The following is a 4877-nucleotide window of genomic DNA, read 5'->3' as shown; positions in this document are numbered from 1 at the left end:
CGTCGTACTCCTCGTGTGTGAATACCGAGCCTCGTCCGCGGTTGCCCGCCGACGATCCCGCTGCGTACCCGCATCACTCCCCGAGGGCGCGTGCACGCGTGCTTCATGGAGCGTCGCTCCATCCGATCAACCTTAACGAGAGCGCGCTGCGCCGTATCGCGGACCCGGGTGCGGGCCGGTGGTGTCGTCACGAGCTCCGCGCAGCAGGTCCGGAACCATGGATACCCATTCCCGTGGACGAGATCGAGACGACCTCGATGTCCGTTCCGTCGGCGAACTCCGAGCCGTCGACTCCCGCTGTCGGTGATCCCGCACCGGGGTCGGTGACCACCACGGCCAGGTCCTCCAACGACTCGACGTCCACGGTCTCGAGATCGGGCGGCGTCGCGAACAGATGCGTCACCCACTGATCGACGAGGACGTCGGTCAGCGACGGTGCCGCCGCGTCGGGAGCGAGCACCGCGGCTCCGGCGATGCCCGCGACCAGTGCCCGCAGAGCGCGCGAGGTCGAGGACACGGTCGGCGTCGCGAACAACCGTGATTCGTAGTCCACGGCGAGACGCTCCGCCTCGGTGGACACCACGCGGGACAGTTCGTCGAGGCCGAGGACACGTGCCGATCCGTCGACCGATGCCAGGACCAACGCAGGGTCGTCTCCGCGCTGCGGTCGGACGCGGTCGGCATAGGTGACCGGGCGCGCGTTCTGCGCCGCGATCTCGGCGGACGCGTCGTCGACGGACAGGACCAGCGGTGCGACCTGTCCGTTCTGCGGTGCGCCGGCCAGCAGCACGACGTCGGCCGACTGCCCGCTGAGGTCGAGGGCGGCACCCGCCTTGAACACGCCCCACCAGAGTGCGAGCACGTCGGGGTTGCCGTCCGCCGATGCCGACCGGACCACGACGCGGGACCCGGCGCCGACGCCGTTCGCGGACAACCATCGTGCGGTGCGGTTCGACCGGGCGTCGAGTTCTGCGTACGTGACGTCGGTGTCCCCTACGACCACGGCGGGCGCATCGGGGTCGGACTCCACGGCGGATTCGAAGGACGACACGAAGGACGGGCCGTCGAACGACGCCGTCTCGGACGGGCCGGTCTCGGGCACGACCACGGCCGTGACCTCTGCCATCGGCAGGTCCGCGACGAGACGCGTGGGCTCGGTGACTCCGGCCCGCAACAGCGACACCAGATGCTTGCCGAACGTCTCGACGGTGGACGCGTCGAACAGCTCGGTGGAGTAGGTGAACATCATCGTCATGTCGCCGCCCGGCTTGCGGGACCCGTCGTCGTCGACGGTGAGCAGCAGGTCGAAGTTGGCCGGTTCGAACGGGTTCTCGAGTTCGGAGACGGTGATCCGGTCGAGCTCGACCCTGGCGGGCGTGATGTTGCGGAACGCCAGTGCCGTCTGGAATATCGGCGGCACCGAGGAGGTGCGCTGCGGCGCCACCGCGTCGACGACGGTCTCGAACGGCACCTCGGAGTTCGCGAATCCGTCGACGTCGACACGGCGGACGGCGTCGACCAGGTCGGCGAACGTCCGGTCCTCGTCGATCCGCACGCGCAGGGCCACGGTGTTGACGAGCATGCCGACCAGGTTGTCCAACGCGGGCTCGCCGCGGCCGGCCAGAGCCGTTCCGATCGGGATGTCCGTACTTCCGGACAGGCGAGACAGCAGAACCGCGAGTGCTGCGTGCACCACCATGAATCGAGTCGCGTTGTGATCGCGGGCGAGCGCCTCGACGCGGTCGGCGGCGAACCCGTCGATCGCGAAGTGGACGGATGCTCCCTCACGGGTGGGCGCCGCGGGGCGTTCACGGTCGCGGGGCAGATCGAGTTCCGCCGGCACTCCCTCGAGCGCCTGCTTCCAGAAGGCGATCTGCGCGGCGGCCACCGAGTCCGCGTCCCGGGGCGAGCCGATGACGTCGCGTTGCCACAGGGCGTAGTCGGCGTACTGCACGGGCATCGGCGCCCAGGTCGGTTCGGTGTCCGACGCGCGCGCCAGGTAGGCGCTGACGAGATCACGGGTCAGCGCGACGCGTGAGACACCGTCGGCGGCGATGTGGTGGACGACGATCGCGAGGACCGCCTCCGACGGCGCAGCCGGATCACGCAGGAGCGCCACGCGCAGCGGGACCGAGGTGGTGACGTCGAATCCCCGCGTCGCGAGCGCGACGAAGTGATCCATCCACTGTGCGGACGGCACCGACTCGACCGCGAGGTCCACCCCGGCCTGCTCGACGGTCAGGATCTCCTGCCGCGGAACTCCGTCGGTGTGCGGATAGATCGTCCTGAGGATCTCGTGGCGGGTGACCAGGTCCCGGATGGCCTGCCGGAGTGCCTCGACGTCGAGGTCGCCCTCGAGCCGGATACCCAACGGCAGGTTGTACATCGGCGACGCGGGGTCCAGCCGGTTGCTCAGCCACATCCGCTGTTGCGCAAGCGCCAGAGGAATTTCGTCGGGACGCGGCATCGGCACGAGCGCCGGGCGGTCGGATGCGCCGAGGTCGGCCACCACGGCGGCGAGGCGATGCACGGTGGTGGCGTCGAAGACCGCACGGACCGGGACGTGGACGCCCAGCTCGGTGCCGATGCGAGACGCCACCTGGGTGGCGATCAGCGAGTTGCCGCCGAGGGCGAAGAAGTCGTCGTCGAGCCCCACCGGGGTCACGTCGAGGATGTCCTCGAAGACTCCCGCGATGGCCTTCTCGACTCTCGTCGACGGCGCGCGGTACTCACGGTCCGAGTCGTCGGACACCTCGGGCAGAGCCTTGCGGTCGAGCTTGCCGTTCACGGTCAGGGGCAGACGGTCGAGCTCGACGATCCGAGCCGGGACCATGTACGCCGGCAACATGTTTCCGACGTGGGACGTGATCTCACCGGCGTCGACGGTCGACCCCGACTCGGGGACGACGAAGGCCACGAGGACGTCACCGGCGGGACGGCGGACCACGGATGCGGCCGCGCCGGCGATGCCCGGCGCCGAGGCGACGACGGTCTCGATCTCGCCGAGTTCCACGCGGAACCCGCGGATCTGCACCTGCGCGTCGGCGCGTGCGAGGTATTCCAACGCGCCGTCGCGGTTCCAGCGCACGACGTCGCCGGAGCGGTACATGCGCTGCCCACCGAGGTACGGATTGGCCACGAAGCGGGTGGCGTTCAGGTCCGGACGTCCGACGTATCCCTGGGCCAACTGGTCACCCATGACGTACAGCTCACCCGGAACACCGACCGGGACGGGCCGCAGCGAGCTGTCCAGGACGACACCGCCGAGACCGGGCACGGGGGTACCGATGACACTGCCCTGGGCGGACGCGGCGAAGGCCGCGGTCAGCGCCTGGTAGGTCACGTGCACCGTGGTCTCGGTGATGCCGTACATGTTCACCAGACGCGGACTGTCGTCGGAATGCCGTGCGTACCACCGTTGCAGCTGCGAGAGGTCGAGCGCCTCGCCGCCGAACACGACGTGACGCAGCGACAGGGCCGTTCCGGCGCGGTCGCGCTCCGCCTCGGCCAGTTGGTAGAACGCGGACGGAGTCTGGTTCAGCACCGTCACGCCGCGCTCGGCGAGCATGTCGAGGAAGTCGCCGGGCGAGCGAGCCGTCCAGTGATCGACGACGACCACGCTGCCGCCCGTGGTGAGGGCGCCCCAGAGTTCCCACACGGAGAAGTCGAAGGCGTACGAGTGGAACATCGTCCACACGTCGTCCGGACCGAACTCGAAGTACTGCTGCGTGTTGCTCAGCAGCGTGACGACGTTCGTGTGCGGCACCGCGACGCCCTTGGGATTACCCGTCGATCCCGAGGTGTAGATGATGTACGCGACATCGCCGGGCTGCGAGAACGGAAGCAGCGCAGCGGGATCGAGGACGACACCCTCGGCCGGGGGCGCCGCGAGATCGGTGTCGACGATGACGGTGAGACCGTCACGGCGGACCCGCTCCTCGAGGCGCGAGGACACCACGGCGAACCGCGCACCCGAGTCCGCGACGACGTAGTCGACGCGGTCACCGGGGTACTCGGGATCGATGGGCACGTAGGTGGCGCCGGCGCGCATGATCGAGAACAGCACGACCACCAGATCGACGGAACGATCCGCGACGACGGCCACGCGATCACCGACGCCGACACCCAGCTCGTGGAGTCGAGCGGCAGCCGCAGCGGAGCGGATGTCCATGTCGCCGTACGTGATCGACGACGTGCCGAAGCGCACCGCGCACGCATCGGGTGACGACGCGGCGTGGTCGAGCACGCGCGAGACGATGGTGTCGTCGCCGACGGACACACCCTGCGCGACACGCTGCACCGACTGCTCGGCCACGATGCGGTCACTGTCGTCCAGCACGTCGATGTCGCCCACGCGGGTGGACGGTTCGGCGACGATGGTGCGCAGAACGCGCTCGAACCGACGCGCGATCGCCTCGATGGTGGACGCGTCGAACAGTGTGGAGGCGTAGGAGAACGTGGCCGGCATGCCCGCGGGGCGGCCGGCGTCGTCCATCCGGTCGGTCATCGTCAGCTGCAGGTCGAACTTGACCACGTGGAGGTCGAGATCGACTGTGGAGAGCCGCAAGCCGGTGAGTTCCACCGTCGATCGGCCCAGGTTCTCGAAGGCCAGCATGACCTGGAAGATCGGGTGGCGGGACTCCGAGCGCGCCGGGGACAGGACCTCGACGAGCCGCTCGAACGGGACGTCGCTGTTGGCGAACGCCTGCAGATCCCGTTCGCGGACGTGCTCGAGCAGCGCGTCGAACGGTTGGCGTCCGGGCACCGTCGTCCGCAGCGCCAGCGTGTTGACGAACATGCCGACCAGGTCGTCGATCGCGGCGTCGCCACGACCGGCGACGGGCGTTCCGATGACGATGTCGTCGGTCGAGCTGATC

General features: G+C 69.3%; 1 protein-coding gene. It reads right to left on the bottom strand.

The window, feature by feature from the left end:
• Positions 1 to 187: 187 nt before the first annotated feature.
• A partial coding sequence (locus RU01_RS15195) for a non-ribosomal peptide synthetase (protein WP_156148941.1) occupies positions 188 to 4877 on the bottom strand: 4690 nt, incomplete at its 5' end.

Origin of the sequence: Rhodococcus sp. MEB064, assembly GCF_000834565.1 — a bacterium.
Taxonomy (GTDB): domain Bacteria; phylum Actinomycetota; class Actinomycetes; order Mycobacteriales; family Mycobacteriaceae; genus Rhodococcoides.
Note: the sequence above shows the minus strand (reverse complement) of the source record. Positions and strands in the feature narration are given on the sequence as shown.